Genomic DNA, 23,379 nt, shown 5'->3' with positions numbered 1-23,379 from the left:
TCGTCGTGCAGCCGGCGCTCCCGCGCTTCGTCCGCCCCGGCGACGCGTTCACCGCGGCCGGGATCGGCCGCATCGTGGAAGGCGAGGGCGGGCCGGGGAGGGCGCAGGTCGCGGCGGAAGGTGCGGCGATCACGGGCCCGACGACGCGGGAGATCGCCTGGGCGCCCGAGCGCCCCGAGCGCATCGAGTTCCCGGTCGAGGTGACGACGCCGCCGTACACCGCCGAGGGCAAGCTCTCCCGCGACGAGGTCGCCTTCAAGGTGGCCGTCGAGCGGCTCTCCGACGGCGTGGGCGACGCCTTCGAGGTGAAGCTCCCGATCCGCGACGACCGCCAGCGCGTGACGACACGCCTGCTCGCGGAGCTGCGCGCCGGCGCGCCGGTCGCACTGCCCGCGGTCCCCGAGGCCGCGCGGCCCGGCACCGTGCGCCGCACGGTGCTCGTCTCCGACCAGCCGGCGCTGCTGCGAATGGCGGCCGGCCTCGACTTCTTCCAGGGCTACCCGTACGGCTGCACCGAGCAGCGACTCAGCCGCGCCGCGGCGTTCCTCGCGCTCCGCAAGTTCCGCGGCGTGCTCTCCGAGGAGGGCGGCGAGGAGGCCTCGGCGCGCCCGGTGCGCGACGTCCTCGAGTGGCTCCCATCGACCGTAGACGCCTACGGCCTGGTCAGCTACTGGCCCGGCTGCCGCGGCTACGTGTCGCTCACAGCGTGGACGGTCGACTTCCTGGTCGACGCGCGCGCCGGCGGCTTCGCCGTCGAGCAGAAGCTCTTCGACACGCTCACCAACTCGCTCGACCAGGCGCTCCGCTCGGACTACAGCCACTTCATCGACGGCGAGGCGTTCGCGGAGCGGGCGTGGGCGCTCTCCGCGCTCGCCGACGCCGGCAAGTTCAACCCGGGCTACGCCGCCGAGCTGGCGCGCCGGGCGCAGTTCCTCGACCTCGAGGGGGTGTCCGAGGTGGCGCTCGCGCTCGCGCGCCAGGGCGACACGCAGTCGTCCACCGTCGAGGGCCTGGTCGGGCGCCTGTGGGACGGCATCGTGATCCGCCTCTACGAGGGCAAGGAGCAGTACGGTGGCCTCCAGCAGCGCTTCACGGGCCGCAACGGCCTGATCCTCCCGGGCGAGACGCGCACCATCGCCGAGGTGACGCGCGCCGTCGCGCGCGTGAAGGGCAACGAGCCGCGCCTCCAGCTGCTCGTGAACGCGCTCGTCACGCTCGGGCGGGGCGACGGCTGGGGCTCGACCAACGCCAACGCGGCCGCACTGCGCGCGCTCGCCGAGCGCCTCTCGCCGCCGCTCCGCGGGACGGTGCCGCACACGGTGCGCGTCCGTCTCGGCAGCGAGCTCCGGACGCTGGCCCTCGGCCCCGAGGCGCCGCTCGGTCGCCTGGTCGCCAGCGCGGCCGAGGACGGCGAGGTGGCGCTCGAGCCCGGGAAGGACGCCGGCGTCCTCGGCGTGCGCGCGGAGACGACCTGGGTGCCCGCGGCCGACGGCAGCCAGGTGGCCGCGCACGCGAGCGGCTTCGTGGTGAGTCGCGAGTGGCTGCGCGTGAAGAAGGGCGTGGACGAGCCGCCCGAGCGCGTGCCGCTCGCCCAGCCGGGCACGACGCTCGCGCTCGCCGTCGGCGACCTGGTCGAGGAGCACGTGCAGGTGGTGAACCCCGAGGAACGCCACTACGTGGCCGTGGTCGTGCCGCTCGCCGCGGGCATCGAGCCGCTCAACTCGAAGCTCGCCACCGCCTCGTCCGACGCGACGCCGGCGGGCGTGTTGACGCTCGAGCCGACCTACACGGCCTTCCTCGACGACCGGCTCTCCTTCTACTACGACACGTTGCCCAGGGGGACGTTCGACTTCTACTTCCGCGCGCGCGCCGCGACCGGCGGCCGCTTCATCCAGCCCGCTGCGCAGGCGGAGATGATGTATGACGGCAGCGTGGGCGGGAACTCCGCCGGCGCGCGCGTCGAGGTGACGCCGCCGGCCGAGCGGCGATGAGCGGCAAAATCATCTGGGGGCCCGTCCGCTGTTCGCGTGCTGCGCGCGCCGCGCTGCTCGCGGTCGGCCTCCTCGTGCTCGTTGCCGCGCGCGTGCGCCTGACTGCGCCGGCGCCGACCCTCCTGCTGCGCGACGCGCACGGGCGCTTCCTCGCCGAGGTGCCGGACCCGCGCGATCCGGAGGTCGGCTACTGGCCGCTCGCGCGCCTCCCGCCGCGCGTCGTGGCCGCCACCCTCGCGGTCGAGGACCGGCGCTTCCGGCGCCACCCGGGCGTCGACCCGCTCGCCGTCGTGCGCGGCGTGGCCCAGAACCTGCGCGCCGGGCGGCGCGCCTCGGGCGCGTCGACCATCGCCATGCAGGTGGCGCGCCTGGAGCGCCCGGGGCCGCGGACCTACCCGCGGAAGCTCGTCGAGGCGCTGGCGGCGCTCGTGCTCACCGCGCGCTACGGGCACTCGGCGGTGCTGGCGCACTATCTCCGCATCGCGCCCTACGGGAACCGCGTGCGCGGCATCGCCTACGCCGCGCGCCGCTACCTCGGGAAGCCGGTCGAGGACCTGAGCTGGGCCGAGACGGCCTTCCTCGTCGCCATCCCGCAGGCGCCCGCGCGCATGAACCCCTACCGCGAGGCCGGCCGCGGGCGGGCCGCCGAGCGCGGGCGGCGCGTCCTCGACACGCTCCGCGCGGCGCACGTCCTCGGACGCGACGACTACGACCTCGCCGTGCGGCAGATCGCCGCGCTGCGCATCCCGCCCCTCGGGCGGCGGCCGCCGGAGGCGCTGCACGCCGTCCTCCACCTCGAGCGGCTCTTCCGGCACGGCGCGCCCCCACCGGCGCCGCTCGTCAACACGACCCTCGACCTCGACGTGCAGCAGGCGGTCGCGGCGATGGTCGCCGACGCGCTCGGGGAGCTCGAGGAGCGCGGCGCGGGAAACGCGGCCGTGATCGTGGTCGAGCGTGGCACGAACCGCGTCGTCGCGTGGGTCGGCTCGGCGGGCTACTTCGACGCCCGGCATGCCGGCGCCTACGACTACGCGCGCGTGCCGCGCTCGCCGGGGAGCACGCTCAAGCCCTTCCTCTACGCGCTGGCGCTCGAGCGCGGCGCCATCACCCCGGCCACCATCCTGGACGACATCCTCCGCACCCCGGGCGACATCACCAACGCGGACGAGGCCTTCCTGGGTCCGCTCCTGCCGCGCGTCGCCCTGGCCAACTCGCGCAACGTCCCGGCGGCGAACCTCCTCGACCGCCTCGGCCTGGACGACGGCTACGCCTTCCTCCGCGACCTCGGGCTCCACGACGGCGACCAGCCCGGGCGCCACTGGGGTCTCGGGCTTGCGATCGGCGCCATGCCGACCACGCTCGAGCGCCTCGTGCGCGCCTATGCGGTGCTGGCCGGCGACGGGCGCGCCGGCGAGCTGGTGTGGTATCGGGGCCAGTCGCTCGCCCCGCCGCGGCGCCTCCTCTCCGAGGACACCGCGCGCCTGGTGACGCTCTTCCTCGCCGACCCGATGGCGCGCCTGCCGACCTTCCCGCGCATGGGGCCGAGCGAGTACCCGTTCCCGGTCGCGGTGAAGACGGGCACGTCGTCCAAGTACCGCGATGCCCTGACGGTGGCGTACTCGACGCGCTACGTGGTCGGCGTCTGGCTCGGCCGTCCGGACTACCGGCCGATGAGCCGGCTCACGGCCTTCAGCTCGGCCGCGGGCCTCGCGCAGCGCATCCTCGGCCACCTCCACCAGGGCCAGCAGGACGGCCTCGAGGACCTCCAGTTCCCGCCGCCGCGGGGCTATCGCGCGGTCCGCATCTGCGCCCTCACCGGCAAGCGCGCCACGCACGCGTGCGGGCAGGTGCTGCTGGAGTGGTTCCGCCCGGGCCAGGAGCCGCTCGAGGACTGCGACGCGCACGTCCTCGAGCCGGTGGACGCGCGCGACGGGCTCCTCGCCTCGGCCGCGACGCCCCGCCGCTTCGTCGAGGTGCGGCGCTTCACGGTGCTCCCCGCGCGCTACGCCGCGTGGGCGGCGGCGAACGGGCTCCCGCGCCCGCCGGTGGGGGTGAGCCCGCTCGATGCGCCGCCCGCGCCCCTCGCGCGCGAGGCGCCGCCCTCGCGCCTTCGCATCCTCGCGCCGCGGAGCGGGCTCATGCTCGTGCGCGACCCCGAGAGCCCGGCCATCATGACGACGCTCGCGCTGCGCGTGATCGTCGAGCCGCCGGCCGAGCAGGTCGTCTGGTACGTCGACGGCGCGCCTTTCCGGGTGGTGGACTACCCGTACACCACGCGCTGGGCGCTCGCCCCCGGCGAGCACACCTTCCAGGCGCGGCTGCCGTTCGCGCGCGCCGGCTCCGAGGCGGTGCGCGTGCGCGTCGAGTGAGCGGGGTGGCTTCCGCGCCGCCCAGCGCAGTATAAGGCGGGTCACCATGGGAGAGACCGAGACCGTGCTGGGCCCGTCGGCGGTCTTTCAGGCCTTCCTCTCGTATCAGAAGACCGAGGCACTACGGGCCGCAATCGACGTCGACCTGTTCACGGCGATCGGCGCGGGGGCCGGCAGCTTGCAGGAGATCGCCGCGCGCTGCCAGGCGTCGGAGCGCGGGGTGCGCATCCTCGCCGACTACCTGGTGGTGCACGGGTTCCTGGTGAAGAGCGACGGGCGGTACGCGCTCGCCCCCGCCGCTGCGACGTTCCTCGACCGCGCCTCGCCCGCCTGCATCGCCACGGCGATCCACTTCCTCGCCTCGCCGCAGGTGATGCGGGGCTTCGGCCAGCTCACCACCGCCGTGCGCACGGGGCGGGCCGCGGTCGGCGAGGAGCAGCTCGCCCCGGACCATCCCATGTGGGTCGAGTTCGCGCGCTCGATGGCGCCGCTGGCGCGGATGATGGCCGAGCTGCTCGCCAACCGGCTCGACGCCTCGGCCGCGGGGCCGTGGAAGGTGCTCGACATCGCCGCGGGCCACGGCCTCTTCGGGATCACGCTCGCCATGCACAACCCGAAGGCCGAGATCGTCGCGCTCGACTGGAAGAACGTGCTCGCCGTGGCCGCGGAGAACGCACGCGCGGCCGGGGTGGCGAACCGCTTCCGGACGCTCCCCGGGAGCGCCTTCGAGGTGGACTACGGCTCGGGCTACGATCTCGTCCTGCTCACCAACATCCTCCACCACTTCGACCCGGCCGGCTGCGAGGCGCTGCTCGGCAAGGTCCATCGGGCGCTCGCGCCCGGCGGCCGCGCCGTGGCGGTCGAGATGGTGCCGGACGAGAGCCGCGTCGCGCCGCCCGACGCCGCGGCGTTCGCGCTCGTCATGCTGGCCGGCACGCCGGCGGGCGACGCCTACACCTTCACCGAGTACGAGCGCATGTTCCGCAACGTCGGCTTCGCGCGCAGCGAGCTCTGGGAGCTGGTCCCGTCGCCGCAGCGGGCGGTGATCGCCTACCGCTGAAGCTCCCCGCCGGGGAGGGGCGCACGGGGCCCCGCAGCGCGGCCCCCCTTGACGCCGCCCGCGGGCGGGCCTATGCGTCAACTCCTCCTCTTCGCTTCCCGAGAGACGTCCGGACTGGCCATGCAGCTGGCCGACCTCTTCGTGCACGACGTCGACGTCTCGGACCCCGGCGCCCGGGATCCGGAGTTCATCCGCGAGATCGCCCTCCCGTTCTTCGACGCGCTCAGGATCCATTACTTCCGGGCGGAGATCGACGGCGCGGACAACGTCCCCCGCGACCGCCCGTTCATCGCGGTCGCGAACCACAACGGCGGGCCGCTCCTCCCCGACTGCTGGGTGCTGGTGTCGTACTGGTGGTCGCTCCTCGGCGTGGAGCGTCCCGCATACGCGATGGTGCACGACGCCGCGCTCCGCATCCCGCTCTTGCGGACCTTCCTCGTCAAGATGGGCGGGCTGCGCGCCTCGCGCGAGAACGCCGCGAAGGTCCTCCGGCTGGGGGCGCCGCTTCTCATCTACCCGGGCGGGGAGCTCGACTGTCTCAAGAGCTTCTGGCGCCGCCACACCATCGACTTCCACGGCCGCGCGGGCTTCGTCCAGCTGGCGCTCGAGCACGGCGTCCCGATCCTGCCCGTGGTCGACGTCGGGGGACACGAGGTCTACGTCACGCTCTTCTCGAGTCAGCGCCTGGCGCGCTGGACGGGGATGTCGCGCTGGACGCGCGTCAAGACGTTGCCGGTGAACCTGGGCCTGCCGTGGGGCGTGTGGCTCTCGGGCTTCCTGCCCTACCTGCCGCTGCCCGCGAAGTTCGTGTACCGCGTCGGCCCGCCGATCGAGCTGGGCCACGATCCCGACGCGGCGTGCGACGCGCGCGCCGTGCGGCACGCCTACGACCGGGTGAGCAGGATCATGCAGGAGATGCTCGACGGCCTCGCAGCGCGGCGGCGGCTGCCGGTCTTCGGGTGAGAGGCACCACGAACAGGAGGTAATGCCATGCCGACCTTCGTGTCGTTGCTCCGCTTCACGCAGCGTGGGATCGAGGCGATCAAGGACGGGCCCGCCCGGCTCGAAGCGGCCAGGGAGGCGTACCGAGCCGCCGGCGCGAAGCTCCGGGACTTCTACCTGGTGACCGGCAAGTACGACGCGGTGGTCATCGCCGAGGCGCCGGACGACGAGACGGCGGTCAAGCTCTCGCTCGCCCTCAGCGCCAGGGGCAACGTGCGCATCGAGACCTGCCGCGCCTTCGGCGAGGAGGAGTACCGGCGCATCGTCGCCGGCCTGCCCGCCGTGAAGTAGGCGCGCCGCCCGTTCGTAGTGGCGGCGACGGTCCGGTGCCCGCCGCGTCCCGGCGTGAATGGCAGCATCCGGCGCGGGGCTGTATAGGGGCGCATGACACGATTCGCGGTCGTCGGCTCCGGAGCGTGGGGCACCGCGCTCGCCTGCCACCTGGCGAGGCTCGAGCACGCGGTGACGGCGTGGGCGTACGAGCCCGAAGTGGCCGAGGAGATCGCCACCCGGCACACGAATTCGGTCTACCTCCCGGACGTCTCGCTCCCGGACACCATCCGGGCATCGGCGGATGCCCGGGAGGTGGCGGCGAGCGGGGACGTGGTCGTCCTCGTCCCCCCCTCGAGCCACCTGCGCGCCGTGTCGACGCTGGCGGCCCCAGGCGTGCGGAGCGACGCGCTCGTCGTGGTCGCCACGAAGGGTATCGAGGAGCGGACGCTGAAGCTCATGTCGATGGTGCTCGAGGAGACGATGCCCGACCTCGAGCCCGAGCGCCTCGCCTTTCTCTCCGGGCCGACCTTCGCGCGCGAGGTCGCCTGCGGCCTCCCGACCGACGTCGTGGTGGCGTCGAAGGGAATGGTCGCCGCCCGCAAGGTGCAGGATCTCGTCCATTCCGCCACACTACGGACCTACTCGAGCGCCGACCCGGTCGGCGTCCAGGTGGGCGGCGCGGTCAAGAACGTGATGGCGATCGCCACCGGGGCCTGTGATGGCCTGCGCTTCGGCGCGAACGCGCGTGCCGCGCTGATCACGCGCGGGCTCGCCGAGATGGCCCGGCTCGGCGTGGCGCTCGGGGCCGATCCGCTCACGTTCCTCGGGCTGGCCGGGGTGGGCGACCTGGTGCTCACCTGCACGGGCGACCTCTCGCGCAACCGCACGCTCGGGCTGCGGGTCGCCGAGGGCGCCGACCCGGCCGCCTACCTCGCGCGCCAGCGCTCGGTGGCCGAAGGGTTCTCGACCGCGGCGGCGGCGTACGACCTGGCGCGAAAGGTGGGCGTCGACATGCCCGTCACCGAACAGGTGTACCACGTGCTGCACCGCGGGCGGCCGCTCCTCGAGGCCGTGCGCCAGCTGCTCGAGCGCGGGCACAAGGAGGAGCTGCAGGGCATTCGGGGCTCGTGATCTCTGACGGCGTGACGGGTGCGGCGAGGACGCCAGCCGGACGCTCGGGGTGGCGGCCGCCAGGTCGACGATCTGCGAGTAGGCTGCACTCCGCGCCGGGTCGCACGTCGTCCGTCCGCCTCACGCCGGTGGTCCGGTCGCGGCAATCCAGCCATGCGCGGCGAGGAAGCGGCGCAGATGCGGATCGTCGGCGGAGAGCGGCGGCAGCCACTCGCGGACGAGCGTCCGCCGCCACCAGGCCCCGCTCGGGTCGCCGGGCGGCGCGAACTCGTAGCGGTAGAGGCGGGCGCGGACGTGGCGCGGCGGCGCATCGGGGAAGGGGTTGGTGGCCAGGAGGCTGAGCGCCCCCGGGTCGTCGTGGAGGAGCTTCCACACCAGGTGAAGCGTCCACGGATAGCGCTCCGGCGTCGACATGGCGGCGAACCAGATCTGCCAGTCGATCCGCTCCTGGTAGGGCGCGACGACGCATGGCCGGCGCATGACGTCGCCGGGCTTGCACTTGAACTCGTACTCCCGCCAGACGGTGGCGTCGGTGATGGTCGCGTCGCTCGTGCCCTCGAAGACGATCTCGGGGCGCAGGCGGCCGACGCTCCCGAAGGCGCCGTAGGTGTTCACCAGCTCGAGGCGGTTGAAGGCCGTGTTCATCATCTGGCGCTCGGAGAGCAGGTTGCGCACGGGATCGATGCTCAGCACGGCGACCAGCACCACCAGCGCGGCGACCGTCGCCTGCTCGGCGCGCGAGGGTTGCGCTGCCGCCGCGGCGCGCTCGGCGCGCACGACGAGGCGGCGCGGTAGCACGCGGCGGAGCAGCGAGTCGTCGAAGCAGGCGAGGATGGGTACGATCGTGAGCCAGTTCAGGAAGGAGAGGTTCCCGCTCAGGATGAGCGACACCTGGAACGCAAGGAGCACCCCGCCCGCCACGTGCCGCGCCGCGCGCGGCCAGAACGCGAACCACGGGGCCACCAGCTCGGCCACGTGGTTGAACAGCACGCCGCACCTCTGGAACCAGCGCGGCTTGAAGTGCAGCCAGCGGCTCAGCGGGTTCGGCAGCGGCTGCGTCTCGTAGTGGTAGTAGAGGCAGGTGAGGTCGCGCCAGCACGAATCGCCGCGTAGCTTGATGAGTCCCGCGCCCAGCATGATGCGGAAGACGAGCCAGCGGTAGAGCCAGAGGACCGCTGCCGGCGGCGGACGCCGTGGGAACGGGCGCGGATCGAGGAGCGGGCAGAGGAAGACCGCGAGGAAGCCGGTCTCGAGGAGCTGGATCTCCCAGCCGTAGCCGTACCAGTCCTGCCCGATGTGCACGAAGGAGAGGTAGAGCGCCCAGAGGACGGCCATGAGGAGCGCGTTCGCGAAGCCGGCCAGCACCACGAGCGAGAGGCCGGCCCCGAGCCAGGCCATGGCGAGCATGAAGCCGTCCGAGGCGTCGAGCCAGAAGAGGCTCGGGAGCTGGAGGGACGCCGCCCGACGCGAGCCGAAGTGCGCCTCCAGACGATGGAGGAAGAGCGGGACGGGCGTGAGCCCGTCGTGGCCGAGCAGCGGGAGCAGCTGGCGGGCGAGGCAGAGGAAGGCGATGAAGTAGACGAAGCCGAGGAGGCGAAGGAGGACGAAGCGGGTGAGCCAGTAGGGCGAGCGCGTCACCGTGGGCTCGGCTTCTAAAGCCACCTCGCGGACACCACACTAGCGACGGGCGCGTGCGGCGATCAACCCGCCGCCCGGCGGAGATCGTCCCGTTGATCGAGCCCGCGCCGCGCTGACGGCTGCGGCTCAGCCGCCCGCGGCGGTCTGCTTCGTCGCCTCGACGTCGATCGTGATCGACACCTCGTCGCCGACGGCCACGCCTCCGGCCTCGAGCGCCTGGTTCCAGGTGAGGCCGAAGTCCTTGCGATGGATCGTGGTGGTGGCCTGCGCGCCGGCGCGGGTGTTGCCCCAGGGGTCCTTGATCTCGCGCGTGGGGCCCTGGACGTCGAGGCTCACCTCGCGCGTGACGCCGTGGAGGGTCAGGTCGCCCGTCACCTTGAAGTGTCCCGCGCCGGCCTGCTCGATCTTCTTCGACACGAAGCTGATGGTCGGGTACCTGGCCACGTCGAGGAAGTCGGGGCTCTTCAGGTGCGTGTCGCGCTTCTCGACGCGGGTGTCGATGCTGGCGGCGTCGATGGCGGCCTGGATCTTCGAGTGCGTGAGGTCCTTCTCGTCCACCTCGACGCTGCCACTCAGCTTGGCGAACTCGCCGCGCACGTTGCTCACCATGAGGTGGCGGACCGAGAACTGCACGCTGGTGTGGGACGGATCGAGGTTCCAGGTGACGGCTTCGGCGAACGAGGGGAGGGCGAGAGCGACGGCGATCAGCAGGTTGCGCATGCGGCCCCTCCTATGCGCGCGAGCGAGCTCAGGCAAGTGGATTGACGCAGCTCGCCGGGGCGAACATCGCGGTGATGGGCCAGGCGAACCACTTCGCCAACGTCGCGCGCGGATCGCGGGGCATCGCCGCCCGGCCCGCGGTGGCGCCGGGGATGGCGGTGCCATACGGTCAGCGCCCGCGCGCTACGCGTGGCGATTCCGCACCGGCGGCCCGCCGCTCGCTCGGACGCGCCCCACGCTCGCGCACGGAAGCGCTCCGGGCGGGGCGCTGAGTCCAGGCATGCGGCGCGCGAGGCGCCTCCCAGCGTGCGGAGGGCGGAGCGCCGCCCGGCCCCTGATGTTGCTTCTCGTGCGGCGCGGGCTGCGGCCGCGGCGCGTGCGTGCCCTCGTGTGGTGCGCGCGGCGGCGGAGCGCCGAGCTGCGGGGGTGGAGCGCCACGCGCCGGGCGCTCCCGCTCCACCCTGCGCGCCGGCGCAGGTGGCGCGGGGCGCGCGCGTTCCGCGTGGTGCGGTGGGGGTGGCGGTGCGGCGCGCTCGGCAGGGCGCCGCTCCGCGTCGTGCGGGAGGGCCGGCGGTGTGCCGCGCTCGGCAGCGCGCGCGCCGCCGTGCGGGCGGCGCTCCGCGGTGGTCGGCGCCCGCGGCGCTGCGGGGGCACGAGGCGGGCCGAGGTTCGGACGCTCGCCGTGCGTGTGCTGCGATGGCGGCGCGGGACGCGCCCCCGCCTCGAGCCGGCGGTGCCCCGCTCCCGGCGGCGGTGGCGGGGTCGCGCGGCTGCCGAACGAGGCCTGGCGGCCGCCGCCCTGGGGCCGCGGCGCGTGCACGAGCCGCGGCGGCGGCGCGGCGCTCGACGCCGGGTTGAGCCCCGCGGCGCGCAGGCGGTGCGAGAGATCCTGCGGCGGGCGCGTCGCCACCACGGGCCGCGCATGCACCGCCTGCGGCGGGCGGATGGCGTGGCCTTCCTTGGCGACCAGGCTTGCCGGCGTGGGCTTCACGCCGAGCCGCCCGTGGATTGGACGGAGACGTTGCGCGTCGGCCGCGCCCAGGCGCACGTGCTCGACATGCCCCCGGCCGAAGTGATCGCGCTGCACCGCAATCACCGCGTTGTGGACGTGCGTATTCTGGAAGACCGTCACGTTCCGCACGTTCACGTAGGTGTTGTGCTGGATGACGACGTTGTTGTTGACGAAGCGCGGGCCGCCCCAGCCGCCCCACCAGCACGTCCCAACGAAGCCGACCGGGCCCCACCAGGGGATGACCGGCTCGCCGAAGCCGAGCGCCACCCAACTCACGAACGGGACGCCGACGCTCACCGACACGCCGACGCCCGGCGCGCCGAAAAAGGCGACCAGCGCGGGCGCGTACACGGGCGCCGCCACGACCGGGCCCGGCGCCCAGCCCCAGAAGCCGTTGACGTACACCCAGCGGCCGTAGTGGTACGGTGCCCAGCCCCACGGCGCGTCATCCACCCAGGTCCAGCCGTAGTACGGGTCCCAGACCCAGCGCCCGGTCGAGTACGGCGCCCAGTCGGGCGGCACCTCGTGGGGCACCCACACGTGGCCGTAGCGCGGCGTGTCGCGCCAGTCGCCGTGGCGGTCGAGGTCCTCGCTGCCCGCGACCTCGGGGGACACGTAGGCCGCGCTGGGCGACGGCTCGCTCGGGCGCCCGGTGCGGTCGAGGTTCCAGCGGTCCCAGTCGTCGGGGTCGGGGGCCGCGCTGGTGCTGAGCTGCGGCGTGTCCGTCCCTTCCAGCACTAACTGTTTGTCGGAGCCGACGTCGGTGGCCTCGCCGTCGGCAGGGACGAGGGTTGCCTCGCCGCCGCGGCGGGTCGAGAAGGTGGTACGCTCCTGCTCGACGTCGATGCGGTAGTAGCCCGGGTGATCGATGGTGAAGGCACCGTTGGGTGTGTCGACCTCGATCGCCTGGCCGCGCGGGAGGCGGCGCACGTCCACCGCGGCGTGGCCGGTTGTCAACTTGAACTGCTGGAGGTCGGGCTCGAGGGACTCGAAGCCCAGCTCGGTCCCGGCCCCGGCGCGCACGAAGGCACTGGGGCCGACCTGGAGCTCGAGGTTGGCGTTCTCGCCGGTGTAGAGGGAGTCACCCGCAGCGAGGGGAGTGTTCACCTTCGCGGGGGCCCAGTCCTCCGCGCCGGGACGCCAGAAGGACACCTCGCCGTCGGTGAAGCTGAGCCGCGGGGGGGTGGCGCCCGCCCCTCGCGGCACCGCCGCCGCGACACCGGGTGCCCGGCCGGCCACCGCCACGAGAACTACGAGAGCCGTCGTCGCGAGCCGTTTCCACCCCATGGTCGTCATCTCCTCTCCACGCCCACAGGGCGCGGTCCGAGCAAAACAGGCCGCCCGGCCTGCGGTTACGCCCGGGGAGGGACTCCTTACCTCCGCTCTGCGGCCCCTATTGGACTTCCGAGCAGACAGCAAGGCGAGCGAGGATCCGGGGGGACGCGGAGATGAGCGCCGTCCTCCGTCGAGCGGCGCTGCTTCGCTGGGCGGACGCTGCTGCGCGATTGTGCAGCCGCGGCGTGGAGGGTCCGATGCAACGCGGCCCGACCCCTGGCCGCGGACTTGCTGCTCGCAGCGTGTCGGGAGAATGCGATGCTGACCGGACTTGCGCACCTGCTCATCGCGTGGGCGACGGTGGCCGCGGCGCTCGGTGTGATCGCCCGTATTCGCTGAAGCATCAGGCCGGTGGCTCGGCTTCGTCGCGGAGGCCGAGCGCGATCACCCCCGCCAGGACGAGCCCGCCTGCCAGGATGGCGAGCCCGCCGGCGAAGCCGTGGGTGCGCTCCTTGACGAGCCCGATCAGGTAGGGGCCGAGGAAGCCGCCCAGGTTGCCGACCGAGTTGACGAGCGCGATCGCGCCCGCGGCCGCGCTCCCGCTCGCGAAGGTGGCCGAGCGGGCCCAGAACGGCCCGAGCGCGCTCCACACCCCGAGCGCGCCGAGCGAGAGGGCGAGCAGCGACCCGACGGGCGACGTGACGCTCGCGCTCGCGAGCAGCCCTGCCGCACCGACGAATGCCGACCCGGCCAGGTGCCAGCGCCGCTCCCCGCATCGATCCGAGTGCGCGCCGACGACCACCATGCCGATCGCCGCGGCCAGGTACGGGACCGCCGACACCATGCCCACCGCGAGGTCCCCGAGCCCGCCGAAGCCCTCGATGATCTGCGGGATCCAGAAGCTCACGCCGTAGACCCCGCACGCGAGCGCGAAGTAGAGGAGCCCGAGCAGCCACACCCGCCGGTGCGCGAGGGCCTGCACGACGCCGTAGCCGTGCCGCGCCTGCCGCTCGGCGTGCTCGCGCCCCATGTGCTCCGCAAGCCACCTGCGCTCCTCGGGCGCGAGCCAGTCGGCCATTTCCGGGCGATCGGTCAGGTAGACGAGCACGGCGAGCCCGAACGCCACCGCCGGCAGGCCTTCCAGGAGGAAGAGCCACTGCCAGCCCGCCAGCCCGCCCCGGCCGCCGAGCCCCACGAGGATGGCCCCGGAGATGGGCCCGCCCACCACGCCCGCCATCGCGGTCGCAGTCATGAAGCGCGCCACGGCGCGCGCCTGCTCGGCGGCGGGGAACCAGTAGGTGAGGTAGAGGATCATTCCGGGAAAGAACCCCGCCTCGGCCGCGCCGAGGAGGAAGCGGAGCGCGTAGAAGCTCGCCGCGCCGCGCGCGAGCATCATCGCCGCCGAGATGACGCCCCAGCTGATCATGATGCGCGCCATCCACACGCGCGCGCCCACCCGGTGCATGATCAGGTTGCTCGGCACCTCGAAGAGGAAGTAGCCGATGAAGAAGATGCCCGCGCCGAGGCCGTAGACGGCGTCCGTGAAGCCCAGGTCCTGCCGCATCTGGAGCGCCGCGAAGCCGACGTTGATGCGGTCGAGGTAGGCGACCACGTAGAGGACGAACATGAAGGGGATGAGGCGGCGGCTCACCTTCGCGAGGACGGCGGCGGCGAAGGCGGGGTGGTCGTGACCGGCGGGCGTCAGCGGCGGGCTCGCTCACCTGGTGTGCTGTCCGCGACGTGGCTCGGCACTCGCAGTAAAGCCACCTCGCGGACACCACACTAGGAGGCCTCCTAGTGCACCGCGCGCCCGGGCGGGAGGCTGGACTCGGCGTCGTACGCGTGCGAGAGCACGACGTGGTAGCCGGCGACGCGGTCGGTCTCGGTCTCGGAGATGAGCTCGAACATGTACTCGTCCTCCGCCTCTCCCGCGACGCCCTGCACGTAGGCGATGTCACCCGGCGTCACGACGATCTCGCCCACGAGGGTCTTGCCGCGGATCAGCTGCACGACACGGGTGTCGTCCCCCTCGACGGCGAAGTGCCAGTGGAGGTCGTCGTCGTCGTAGAGCACGACCTCGGGCGTGCCCGCGCGCAGGATGCAGTTCGGGTGGGCCTGGAGCCAGGTCCAGAAGGCCTGGAAGGAGAGCGTCGCGGCCGCGTGCTCGATGTGCTTTTGGGATGCCATGGCGGCCCGATGCTAACGCCCGCGCGCCGCGTTTGCCAGCGACCGTTCTTGACTTCCGGAGGGCTTCGGAGCGATCCCGGCCCGGCATGGGGCTCCTCGACCGCTTCCGGCTGACGGACAGGGTCGCGCTCGTGACCGGCGCCGGCCGTGGTATCGGCCAGGCGATCGCGCTCGCCTTCGCCGAGGTGGGCGCCGACGTGGTGTGCGCCGCGCGCACGGAAACGGAGATCGAGACGACGGCCGCACGGGTGCGCGGCTTTGGGCGGCGCGCGCTCCCGGTCCGCTGCGACGTGACCGACCCGGCGCAGCTCGAGGAGGTCGTCGGGCGCACGATGGCGGACTTCGGCCGCATCGACCTCCTGGTCAACAACGCGGGCGGCTTCCCGCCCATGCCGTTCCTCGACACGGATCTGCCGTCGTGGGAGTGGTGCCTCAGGTTCAACCTGACCTCCGCCTTCCTGCTCACCCGCGCGTGCCTCCCCCACATGCTCGCGCGCGACGGCGGTGCGGTGCTGAACATCTCGTCCGCGGCCGGGCGCATCGTGCGCAAGGGCTTCGTTGCCTACGGCACGGTGAAGGCGGCGCTCTCGTTCATGACCAGGCAGCTCGCCGCCGAGTTCGCGCCGCGCGTGCGCGTGAACGCGCTCGCGGTGGGCGCGGTGGAGACGTCGGCGCTGCGGCCCTTCCTCACCGACGAGATCCGAATGCAGATGGAGGCGATGACGCCCATGCGCCGCATCGGGTCGGTGGAGGACGTCGCCCTGGCCGCCCTCTGGCTATGCTCACCCGCCGGCGGCTGGGTGACCGGCAAGGTGGTCGAGGTGGACGGTGGCACCGAGTCGACCAACTGGCCGTTCGACTGAGATGCCCTACCGCGTGATCCAGTGGAGTACGGGGAACGTCGGGCGCTTCGCGCTCCGCTGCATCATCGGGCACCCGGAGCTGGAGTTGGCCGGCCTGTGGGTGTCGGGCGCGGCGAAGGCCGGGAGGGACGCGGGCGAGCTGTGCGGGCTCGCGCCGGTGGGTGTGCGCGCGACCACCGACGCCGACGCGCTGCTCGCGCTCGACGCGGACTGCGTTTGCTACACGGCGACGGCGGACCTCCGGCCGTTCGAGGCGGTCGAGGACATCTGCCGCATCCTCGCGTCCGGGAAGGATGTCGTCTCCAGCTCGATCGTCCCGCTCGTGCACCCCCGCTCCTTCTTCCCCGAGGTGCGCGACAAGCTGGAAGACGCGTGCCGACGGGGCAGGACATCCTTCTTCACCTCGGGGATCGACCCGGGGTTCGCGAACGACCTGCTGCCGCTCGCGCTGTCGGGGCTGTGTCAGCGCTGGACGGAGGTGCGCATCCTCGAGATCATCAACTATGCGACCTACGACCAGCCGCAGGTGCTGTTCGAGACGATGGGGTTCGGCAAGCCGCTCGATCACACGCCGCTCCTGCTCGCACCGGGCTCCTTGACCTTCGCGTGGGGCGGGACGGTCCGGCTCCTCGCCGAGGGGCTGGCGGTCGAGCTGGAGGACATCCGCTCCGTCTACGAGCGGCGGCCGGCCGTGCGCCCGATCCGGGTCGGTGCGCACACGGTCGAGCCCGGCACCATGGCCGCGCTCCGCTTCGAGGTGCAGGGGATCGTGGGCGGGCGGCCGGCGATCGTGGTCGAGCACGTGACCCGGCTCGACGACGAGCTCGCGCCGGAGTGGCCGCAGGGGAAGGGAAGCTATCGCGTGCTGATCAAGGGCACGCCCGCGATGCGCTGCGAGCTCGAGTTCGAGGACGAGAAGGGCGACCGCGCCGTGGGCGGGGTGCTGCTCGCGGCGACGCGGATCGTGAATGCGATCCCCGCGGTGTGCCGGGCGAACCCGGGACTCCTGTCGGCGCTCGACCTGCCGCTCGTGACGGGGCGGGGGCTCGGACCTCCAGGCGCGCATGAGCCAGACGTGGTCCCCTGAGAGCGCCACACCGGGTTGTCGGACCAGCAGCGCGAGCACCTTCCTCCGCCGGCCGGGCGATGAACGCCGGATTGCCGCGCAGCACGATCGGCCGCTGCATCAGCTGACGGGGCTCCCCTGTTGTTGTCGCGGTGGCTCACCCGCCCGGGTGAGTAGCTGCGGGCGGGGTTCGGGTGTTGACTCCGGCCATCTCGCGACGCATGCGTAGCACTGCGATCTGCCATCGGTCTCTCTGCGCGGCGCTCCTCGTGAACGCACTGCTGGCCGGGGACGCGCACGCCGGCGTCTCCCGGCTGCGGCGCATGGTGGTTGTCGGCGACAGCCTGCTCGCGGGCTTCGGCTCGGGCGGCTTCGTCGGCGTTGGGCGTCCGGGGCAGGTGGACAGCGCCCCGGCCTTCGTCGCCCGGCGGGCGCAGGTGCGGCTGCCCTTGCCCTTCTTGAGCGCGCCCGGCGTGCCGCCGCCGCTCGGGATCGTGGACGCCAACGGCAATGGCCGCCTCGACCGAGGCGAGGTGCGGCGCACGCACGACGGCCTCGGCTTCCGCGCCCACCCGGGCAAGACCGCGCGCAACCTCGCCGTCCCGGGCGAGGACACCCGGAGCGTCTTTCAGAAGATCGCCGCGGAAGACATCGCCGGCGGGCTCGTCACGGGCGACGTGAACGGGCGTGACGTGCTCAAGTTCCTGATCCTCGGCCTCCCGCTCCGGCCCGAGCCCGTGTCGCAGGTGAGCCGCGCGCGCGACCTGCGTCCGAGCTTCCTCCTGGTCTGGATCGGGAACAACGACGTGCTCGACATGGCGACCGACACCAGCCCCGGCGCGGTGACGCTCACGGCGGACGAGTTCGGGGGCCGCTTCCGCGCCTTGCTCGACGCGCTGGCCGACACGCAGGCGGACATGGCGGTCGCCAACCTCCCCGATCCGACGGCCATCGCGGCCCTGCGCCGCGCCGCCGGGGACGTGACGAGCTGTCGCGCGACGGACGGCACGACCGAGCCGGTCGCCGCGGACGACCTCCTCTCGATCGATCTCTCCCCCGACCGGCTGCCCACTCCCCCGTGCGCCAAGGTGCTGGATGCGGCCGAGCGTGTGCAGGTGCGGGCCAGGGTGAGCGCTTTCAACGACGAGATCGCGGCGGCCATCGCGGACACGGAGCGGACCCGCGGCGTCGTGATCGCGCCGGTCGACCTGTTCACGGGCTTCGATCAGCTGGGCGCGAGCGGCGTCGACCTGAACGCCGACGGCACACCGGATCTCACCACGCGCTATCTGGGCGGCATCTTCAGCCTGGACGGCATCCACCCGACGCGGACCGGCAACGCCCTCATCGCCAACACGTTCATCGAGGCGATCAACGCCCGCTTCGGCGAGTCGATCCCGCACGTGGACGTCGCGCGGGTGGCGGCGCACGACCCGCTCGCTCACAGCCGCTTCCGTCCCGCGGGCGAGGTGCCCTTCGGCGTGATCGGCGACAGCGAGGGCGACGACCTGGGGGCGTTCTTCACGCGGACCTTCGCGCGGATCGCGGACGGGATCGACGACCTGAGACAGCGGTTCGAGCGGCTGTTCTAGCTGGATCGTCCCCTCGCGGTGAAGGAGAACTGCCGGCGGCGTGCAGTGACGCCAGCCCCGTTGAACTCCGCGATGGCGCTGCGCTACGGTCCCCGGCGATGGAGCTCCGGGGCAGCTGCAACGGCTGCGGCGCCTGTTGCAAGGTCCTGGTCCTCGAACAGTCGCCCGAGGAGGTGCGGCAGATGGCCGCCCTGACCCGCGTGCTCGGCATTCCCTCCGACCACGTCTTCGCCGCCGAGCACTGGCATCCGCTGACGCGTGCGGAGGCGACGGCGCTGAACCCGTTCTACACGAGCCGGCTCCCCGCGGACGCGCAGCTCTACACCTGCGATCGGCTCGGCGCGGACGGCCGCTGCACCGTGTACGAGGAACGACCGCTCGTCTGCCGCGGCTACCCCTGGTACGGCCAGGCGCCGCGCGAGATGCCGCTCGCCGATCCGGAGTGCGGCTACGCGGTCGATCTCCCGGGCCGCGCGGGCTGACGCGCGTGGTGCCCGGCAGCGCCGTGATGCCCTCGTCCAGGAGGAGGTCGCTGTCATGGACTACCGGGGTCTGATTACCGTGGTCACGGGTGCCTCGACCGGCATCGGCCGGGAGACCGCCATCGCGCTCGCGCGGCGCGGCGCCACCGTGATCGGCATCGCCCGCGGCGCCGAGAACCTGGCGCGCCTGCAGGAGAGCGCCCGCGGCCTCTCCGGAACGGTCGAGACCGCCCAGGCCGACGTGAGCGACGCCGAGGCCATCACCGCGACGCTGCGCCGCCTGGAGCGGGCGCACGGCCGCGTGGACGTCCTGGTGAACAACGCGGGGACCGGGGCCTACAAGCCCGCGGTGCGGACGTCGGCGGTCGAGTTCGAGTCGATCATGCGCACCAACTACCTGGGCGCCGTCGCCTGCGCCCTCGCGGTCCTCCCCGGGATGCTCGGCCGGCGGAGCGGCCACATCGTCAACGTCTCCTCACCCTCGGCCTTCTCGCCGCCGCCCGGGCAGACGGCCTACGCCGCCTCGAAGGCCGCGCTCGACGCCTTCTCCGAGGCCCTGCTGCTCGAGGTGCGCGAGCAGGGCCTGCGCGTGTCGATCGTGTACCCCGGCCACGTGATCACGCCGCTCACCCTCGAGCAGTTCAAGGGCCAGCCCATGCCGCCCAGGTTCGTGTGCATGGACGCCGCGCGGGTCGCGGCGGGCGTCCTGGAGGCGCTCGAGAGCAGGAAGTTCCGCATCTACCTGCCCTGGTTCACGGGGCTCACCCCCCTCGTGAAGAGCCTCGCGCCCGAGTTCGTACGGCGCCAGACGCTGCGGGCGCAGCCGCTGACCGCGTCGTGACCAGCAACCCTTCAGCGGGTGGGAGTTGCGGGGACAAGAGCTCCGAGCCGGCGCAACGCGTGGGTCACGCTCGGCGTCAGCGTGTGTCCCCCGCGCGTGCCACATCGGGAGGCAACGTCTCCCACCTTGACGTTCCCCGTGCGTATCGCGCATCATGCCGAACACTGCCGATCCAAACGGGATCGCCGGCTCGTGTCCCGGACCGTGTTGGATCGGGCGTCGCGTCCGCGTGACCGTGCCGGTCGTGCCCAGGTGTGTGCGGAGGGTGGGCTGGCGAGGAGATCGACCATGCCACACGGATCAGATAGGGCTCCGGCTCCGGACTTTCGCGCGCTGTTCGGGTCCGCGCCGCGGCGGCCTCGTCCTGACCGCGGACCTGACCATCGTCGCGGCCAGCGACGCCTACCTGCACGCGACCATGACCAAGCGCGAGGATCCTCGGCCGCAAGCTCTTCGAGGTCTTCCCGGACAACCCCGACGATCCGCATGCGACGGGCGTTCCCAACCTGGGCGCCTCGCTGGGCCGCGTCCTCGAGAGCGGCGCGCCGCGGTCTTGCCGGCGGCGGCCTCCGAGGCCGCACGGGCGAATGCTGAGGGCAGAGCAAGGATGACGTCCAAGCGTTCCGCGGCTCCCGTGCTCATCGTCGAGGACGACGCGGGTGTGCGCGGCGCGTTCGCCGCCCTGCTCGCGAGCGAGGGCTACCGCGTGCTGGAGGCGGCGGACGGGCTGGAGGCCCTGCGCCTGCTCCGCGCCGCCGAGGATCTGCCCTGCCTGATCCTGCTCGACCTGATGATGCCGCGGATGAACGGCTGGGACTTCCGAGCGGTGCAGCGGCGCGACGAGAGGCTCGACTCGATCCCGGTGGTCGTGGTCTCCGCCGATCCGCTCGCAGCCCGGGCGACGCGCATGGGGGCCGCCGCCGTGCTGCAGAAGCCCGCCGATCCGGACGAGTTGCTGGAGCTGGTCGACCGGCATCGGGTGAGGTGAGGACCCGGGCCGTCCGATGCACGTCTAGGAGCCGGTCAGCCAGTAGCAGTAGTTCGGGTCGTAGTAAGGCGAGTAGGGATCGCAGTAGGGAGAGTAATACGGGTAGGGCGTGTACGGGTAGTAGTAATGTGGGAAGACCCACGGGACGCCGAAGACGACGAAGCCGTTGCCAAAGAAGAAGGGTCCGTGGTGGAAGCCGTGATTGGAGTGGAAGAAGGACCCGGAGCGAAAGCCATGGAAGCCTCCGGGGAAGTGGCCTCCGAAGCGACCACCGCCGAAGTGCCCGCCGCCGCCGAAGTGCCCGCCGCCGCCGAAGTGCCCGCCGCCGCCGAAGTGCCCACCACCGCCGAAGTGCCCACCACCGCCGAAGTGCCCACCACCGCCGAAGTGCGCGCCGCCACCGAAGTGCCCGCCGCCGGCGAAGCCGCCCCCACCGGAGTGGCCGCCGCCATGGCCCATGCACGCCGCGCCGGCGGGCAGCGAGAGCGTCAGCAGGACCGCGAAGCAGAGAGCCGGCGGCCCATGCATCGCCGCGAGCTTCACGAACCGAGTGTGGTCGCGTCGTGGACCCGGGTCAAGCGGCGGCTCCCGCTGAGACGGGCAGCCCCGGCGCCCGCCTCGGGGCGACGGGGCCGAAGGGGACGAGGGCGGGCCCGCTGGCCGCGGCGAAGAGCATGTTGCCGGACCCCCGTCGCTTACGGCAATCGCTCGATCCGGTAGCGCAGGGAGAAGGCGCCGCCCGTCGTCTGGCACATCTCCCCGGACGGGCAGTCGTCGTCGACCACGCAGGTGAGCGTCGTGCTCGTCGAGCAGTTTCCACCCTCGCCGCCCGAGCTCACGGTCTCGTAGTCCATCGAGCCGGAGCCGCCGGCGCCGAAGTCCGGCCCGGCGTAGGCGAGGTTGATCGTCCCGGGGGGGTGCGCGGTCGAAGCCAGGCAGGCGATACCCTTGTTGAACCCGAGCTCGGCGACGTCGGTGGCCAGCGACTTGGCGTACATCGTGTCGACGCACTCGTGCGCCGCGCCGTTGACCTCCAGATGCACCTCCCCGCTCGCCGGCAGGTACTGATCGTAGACCAGCGTCTGCGGGATGACGTCGCCGGTGTTCACCACGTCGAGGCCGCTGAGCTCCTGCCATTCGCCGTTGATCGCGGCCTGCATGACCCAGCTCTTCACGGGCCCGGCGCCGAGGCAGGACTCCCCGCTCGAGCAGTCGGCACTCGTGCTGCACGGGCCGTGGCTGGTGGAGCACGTCTTCGGGGCCACGGGCGTGGCCAGCTGGAGCGCGTTGTTGATGACGAGGTCGCTCACCGTCACCCGGACGTGGGTGAGCGGGGTGGGATCCTTCACCCATCCCGCCAGCAACGTCCCGGCGTACCCGGTGGGGAGGACGCCGTGGACTCGTTTCGTCATCCTGACCCTCACATGCAGGTGCTCCCGGTCCCCGTGGCGCCGGACCACGCGAATGCGCGCCGCGGCGCCGGCCGGTCCCTGCTGGGGGACGATGCGCCGCTTGAGCCTGCCGCCCACCGCGGGGCGCGGCGGCAGCGGCACGTCGAACTCGAAGTCCTGGCCGTTGATCGGCGCCACCGGCTGCGCGAGCGGGAAGCACTCGACGCTCAGGAGGTCGAGGGGCGTCTCCCGGTGCGTCAGGATGCACTCGTCGCTGGCCCCGCCGGCGTAGGGGCTCACGAAGATGTCGACCCTGGTGGCGGGTACCGGCGTGGCGCCGGTCAGGCTCGAGACGACGGCCCCGCGCCCGGTCCGGATCGCGGCCGTCGCCTGCGGGGGATGGAGCTCGGAGCTGTACCCGAAGTGCGCGCCCACACAGGTCTCCCCCGAGCCGCAACTCGGGCACGTGGGCGGCTGGCAGTCGCCGTCGAGCACGCACTGCGAGGCCGTGGTCACGGAGCAGTTCCCGGGCGTCGGGTCCGGATGCCCACAGTCGAAGATCCAGCGCCCCAGGCCGACGATGCGGTCTCCGGTGCCGGCCCAGGCCCAGGCGGGGTAGGTGCCGGCCTCCCATTCGAAGTGAACCTCGCCGTCACCGTTCCCGGTCGCGAGCCGGCCGGCGTCCTCCGGATCGGGCATCACGAAGTGGTTGACGTCGGCCCGGACGTGCGTGGCGGGGAAGTCACCGCTGGTGTCGCCGTGCATGCCCAGGACGGTGCCGTGCACCAGGACGGGCGTGGAGGCGACCGTCATGCCGTTCAGCAGCGGGGCCCACTCGGGGTTGACGAGCACGAGCATGTCGAACAGCGAGGGCTGAATGCCCGTCGGGTAGCAGCCGCCGCCCGCCTGGGCGGCGGCGAGATCGCTGTTGACGGGATCGGCGGCGGCCGGGACCCCCACGCCGAGCACCGCGATGCCGACCGCCAGCTTCAAGCGCACGCGTCCTCTCATCCGGCTGGCCTCCAGGCCTTCCTGCCTTAGCCGATCGATCCCGAGGTCGTCAACGCGGAAAATCGCGCTCGGTCGGAATTCCGTATTGCACGAGGCGCGGTCGTGGCGGTAGAGTTCGCTCGAATGGTCGCCATCTCGCGCGCCGTGATCGCTGTCGTCGTGGTTGGCCTGCTGGTCGCGATCGCCGAACCCGCCTCGGCCGACACGTCGATCCGGGCCATCGTGGAGCACCCCGACGACTATGCGAACCAGCAGGTCACGGTGGTCGGCACCGTGGTTGCTCCGAGCCTCGGCCACCTCGGGGAGAGCTTCTACACGCTCCTTGGCGACGACCGCCGCATCAACGTGGTGAGCCACGCGCCCGCACCCGCCGTCGGCGATCGCCTCCAGGTGAGCGCGAAGGTGGGCCGCCGGCCGCCCGACGAGGAGTTCAACTTCCCGCCTGTGCTCATCGAGACCAGTCGCCAGCAGGCGAACTAGCTAGTTA

At 72.8% G+C, this 23,379-nt stretch carries 18 protein-coding genes and 1 pseudogene; 12 read left to right on the top strand and 7 right to left on the bottom strand.

Translation table 11 applies throughout. The features are described 5' to 3' along the window. Nucleotides 1-1,987: 1,987 nt before the first annotated feature. The 5 genes from E6J59_08935 (at nt 1,988) to E6J59_08915 (ending at nt 7,826) form a co-directional block, all read left to right on the top strand. Nucleotides 1,988-4,360 (top strand): glycosyl transferase, encoded by a 2,373-nt coding sequence (locus E6J59_08935; protein ID TMB20359.1) that lies wholly within the window; start codon nt 1,988-1,990, stop codon nt 4,358-4,360. A 46-nt stretch (nt 4,361-4,406) separates the two neighbouring features. Beyond that, nucleotides 4,407-5,420 (top strand): methyltransferase domain-containing protein, encoded by a 1,014-nt coding sequence (locus E6J59_08930; GenBank protein ID TMB20358.1) that lies wholly within the window; start codon nt 4,407-4,409, stop codon nt 5,418-5,420. A 72-nt stretch (nt 5,421-5,492) separates the two neighbouring features. Beyond that, entirely contained in the window at nt 5,493-6,383 is an 891-nt protein-coding gene (locus E6J59_08925; protein ID TMB20357.1) for an acyltransferase family protein, read from the top strand. A 27-nt stretch (nt 6,384-6,410) separates the two neighbouring features. Further along, nucleotides 6,411-6,713 (top strand): GYD domain-containing protein, encoded by a 303-nt coding sequence (locus E6J59_08920; GenBank protein TMB20356.1) that lies wholly within the window; start codon nt 6,411-6,413, stop codon nt 6,711-6,713. 93 nt (nt 6,714-6,806) lie between these two features. Beyond that, nucleotides 6,807-7,826 carry an NAD(P)-dependent glycerol-3-phosphate dehydrogenase gene (locus tag E6J59_08915; protein TMB20355.1) on the top strand — a complete coding sequence of 340 codons (1,020 nt, stop codon included), beginning with the start codon at nt 6,807-6,809 and terminating at the stop codon, nt 7,824-7,826. A gap of 120 nt (nt 7,827-7,946) precedes the next feature. Here the strand turns inward: E6J59_08915 and E6J59_08910 are convergent, their stop codons facing one another. The 5 genes from E6J59_08910 to E6J59_08890 all read right to left on the bottom strand — a co-directional run bounded on the left by E6J59_08910 (nt 7,947) and on the right by E6J59_08890 (nt 14,658). Further along, complete coding sequence (locus E6J59_08910; protein ID TMB20354.1) at nt 7,947-9,488, bottom strand: lipase maturation factor family protein; 1,542 nt, start codon at nt 9,486-9,488, stop codon at nt 7,947-7,949. A 102-nt stretch (nt 9,489-9,590) separates the two neighbouring features. Further along, nucleotides 9,591-10,184: a YceI family protein gene (locus tag E6J59_08905; GenBank protein TMB20353.1), complete on the bottom strand. Its 594-nt coding sequence runs from the start codon at nt 10,182-10,184 to the stop codon at nt 9,591-9,593. 169 nt (nt 10,185-10,353) lie between these two features. Then, a complete protein-coding gene (locus E6J59_08900; protein TMB20352.1) occupies nt 10,354-12,483 on the bottom strand; it encodes a hypothetical protein in 2,130 nt (709 codons plus the stop codon). Between the two features lie 391 nt (nt 12,484-12,874). Further along, nucleotides 12,875-14,098 carry an MFS transporter gene (locus tag E6J59_08895; protein TMB20364.1) on the bottom strand — a complete coding sequence of 408 codons (1,224 nt, stop codon included), beginning with the start codon at nt 14,096-14,098 and terminating at the stop codon, nt 12,875-12,877. 167 nt (nt 14,099-14,265) lie between these two features. After that, the gene (locus tag E6J59_08890; protein ID TMB20351.1) at nt 14,266-14,658 is read right to left on the bottom strand and encodes a hypothetical protein; all 393 of its coding nucleotides are present in this window, start codon (nt 14,656-14,658) and stop codon (nt 14,266-14,268) included. An 86-nt stretch (nt 14,659-14,744) separates the two neighbouring features. Here E6J59_08890 and E6J59_08885 point away from each other — a divergent pair, with 86 nt between their 5' ends. From E6J59_08885 to E6J59_08860, 6 genes are all read left to right on the top strand, one after another. Continuing rightward, nucleotides 14,745-15,521 (top strand): glucose 1-dehydrogenase, encoded by a 777-nt coding sequence (locus E6J59_08885; protein ID TMB20350.1) that lies wholly within the window; start codon nt 14,745-14,747, stop codon nt 15,519-15,521. Between the two features lies 1 nt (nt 15,522). Continuing rightward, the gene (locus tag E6J59_08880; GenBank protein ID TMB20349.1) at nt 15,523-16,608 is read left to right on the top strand and encodes a diacylglycerol kinase; all 1,086 of its coding nucleotides are present in this window, start codon (nt 15,523-15,525) and stop codon (nt 16,606-16,608) included. Between the two features lie 200 nt (nt 16,609-16,808). Continuing rightward, nucleotides 16,809-18,179 carry a hypothetical protein gene (locus tag E6J59_08875; protein TMB20348.1) on the top strand — a complete coding sequence of 457 codons (1,371 nt, stop codon included), beginning with the start codon at nt 16,809-16,811 and terminating at the stop codon, nt 18,177-18,179. A 98-nt stretch (nt 18,180-18,277) separates the two neighbouring features. After that, entirely contained in the window at nt 18,278-18,661 is a 384-nt protein-coding gene (locus tag E6J59_08870) for a YkgJ family cysteine cluster protein (GenBank protein TMB20347.1), read from the top strand. Between the two features lie 55 nt (nt 18,662-18,716). After that, the gene (locus E6J59_08865; protein ID TMB20346.1) at nt 18,717-19,502 is read left to right on the top strand and encodes an SDR family NAD(P)-dependent oxidoreductase; all 786 of its coding nucleotides are present in this window, start codon (nt 18,717-18,719) and stop codon (nt 19,500-19,502) included. Nucleotides 19,503-20,109: 607 nt separating this feature from the next. Beyond that, nucleotides 20,110-20,490 carry a response regulator gene (locus E6J59_08860; protein TMB20345.1) on the top strand — a complete coding sequence of 127 codons (381 nt, stop codon included), beginning with the start codon at nt 20,110-20,112 and terminating at the stop codon, nt 20,488-20,490. A gap of 225 nt (nt 20,491-20,715) precedes the next feature. Here the strand turns inward: E6J59_08860 and E6J59_08855 are convergent. Together E6J59_08855 and E6J59_08850 are read right to left on the bottom strand one after the other, a co-directional pair. Next, nucleotides 20,716-20,946 (bottom strand): annotated as a pseudogene (locus E6J59_08855) (hypothetical protein). Nucleotides 20,947-21,185: 239 nt separating this feature from the next. Continuing rightward, nucleotides 21,186-22,880 (bottom strand): hypothetical protein, encoded by a 1,695-nt coding sequence (locus E6J59_08850; GenBank protein TMB20344.1) that lies wholly within the window; start codon nt 22,878-22,880, stop codon nt 21,186-21,188. Nucleotides 22,881-22,994: 114 nt separating this feature from the next. On the opposite strand from E6J59_08850, the gene E6J59_08845 reads away from it, so the two are divergent. Beyond that, complete coding sequence (locus tag E6J59_08845) at nt 22,995-23,372, top strand: hypothetical protein (protein ID TMB20343.1); 378 nt, start codon at nt 22,995-22,997, stop codon at nt 23,370-23,372. The last annotated feature ends 7 nt before the right edge of the window (nt 23,373-23,379 follow it).

It is taken from the genome of Deltaproteobacteria bacterium, assembly GCA_005879795.1.
Lineage (GTDB): Bacteria > Desulfobacterota > Binatia > DP-6 > DP-6 > DP-6.
The sequence above is the reverse complement of the archived record's forward strand: the minus strand, read 5'-3'. Positions and strand labels throughout refer to the sequence as shown.

Bases quoted from the DNA above. Each gene is read 5' to 3' on its own strand.
- E6J59_08935 (TMB20359.1), top strand. From the start codon at position 1,988: ATGAGCGGCAAAATCATCTGGGGGCCCGTCCGCTGTTCGCGTGCTGCG.
- E6J59_08930 (TMB20358.1), top strand. From the start codon at position 4,407: ATGGGAGAGACCGAGACCGTGCTGGGCCCGTCGGCGGTCTTTCAGGCC.
- E6J59_08925 (TMB20357.1), top strand. From the start codon at position 5,493: ATGCGTCAACTCCTCCTCTTCGCTTCCCGAGAGACGTCCGGACTGGCC.
- E6J59_08920 (TMB20356.1), top strand. From the start codon at position 6,411: ATGCCGACCTTCGTGTCGTTGCTCCGCTTCACGCAGCGTGGGATCGAG.
- E6J59_08915 (TMB20355.1), top strand. From the start codon at position 6,807: ATGACACGATTCGCGGTCGTCGGCTCCGGAGCGTGGGGCACCGCGCTC.
- E6J59_08905 (TMB20353.1), bottom strand. From the start codon at position 10,184: ATGCGCAACCTGCTGATCGCCGTCGCTCTCGCCCTCCCCTCGTTCGCC.
- E6J59_08900 (TMB20352.1), bottom strand. From the start codon at position 12,483: ATGGGGTGGAAACGGCTCGCGACGACGGCTCTCGTAGTTCTCGTGGCG.
- E6J59_08895 (TMB20364.1), bottom strand. From the start codon at position 14,098: ATGTTCGTCCTCTACGTGGTCGCCTACCTCGACCGCATCAACGTCGGC.
- E6J59_08890 (TMB20351.1), bottom strand. From the start codon at position 14,658: ATGGCATCCCAAAAGCACATCGAGCACGCGGCCGCGACGCTCTCCTTC.
- E6J59_08885 (TMB20350.1), top strand. From the start codon at position 14,745: ATGGGGCTCCTCGACCGCTTCCGGCTGACGGACAGGGTCGCGCTCGTG.
- E6J59_08880 (TMB20349.1), top strand. From the start codon at position 15,523: ATGCCCTACCGCGTGATCCAGTGGAGTACGGGGAACGTCGGGCGCTTC.
- E6J59_08875 (TMB20348.1), top strand. From the start codon at position 16,809: ATGCGTAGCACTGCGATCTGCCATCGGTCTCTCTGCGCGGCGCTCCTC.
- E6J59_08870 (TMB20347.1), top strand. From the start codon at position 18,278: ATGGAGCTCCGGGGCAGCTGCAACGGCTGCGGCGCCTGTTGCAAGGTC.
- E6J59_08865 (TMB20346.1), top strand. From the start codon at position 18,717: ATGGACTACCGGGGTCTGATTACCGTGGTCACGGGTGCCTCGACCGGC.
- E6J59_08860 (TMB20345.1), top strand. From the start codon at position 20,110: ATGACGTCCAAGCGTTCCGCGGCTCCCGTGCTCATCGTCGAGGACGAC.